Source organism: Crenobacter sp. CS_VA4 (genome assembly GCF_055597485.1).
On sequence record NZ_JBVMAE010000202.1, the window covers coordinates 1 to 236 of the forward strand.

At 64.8% G+C, this 236-nt stretch carries 1 protein-coding gene; it reads left to right on the plus strand.

All coding sequences use genetic code 11. The features are described from left to right. Nucleotides 1–206 (plus strand): ATP-dependent Clp protease proteolytic subunit (locus tag ACZ2IA_RS23285; protein ID WP_470294948.1); only part of this gene is annotated, 206 nt, incomplete at its 5' end. Nucleotides 207–236: the final 30 nt, after the last annotated feature.

Genomic DNA, 236 nt, shown 5'->3' on the forward strand with positions numbered 1-236 from the left:
GACACGGCCAGGCGTCCGACATCGAGATCCAGGCGGCGGAGATCCTCCGCATGCGTACCTGGCTCGAAGAGACGATGGCTCGCCACACCGGCAAGTCCGTCGAGCAGGTCAACCGCGACATCGATCGCGACAAGATCCTGTCCGCCGCCGAGGCGCTGGACTACGGCATCGTCGACCAGGTGCTCACTTCGCGCAAGCGCATGTAGGCATCCGGCATGGAGAAGGACGTCGATGCG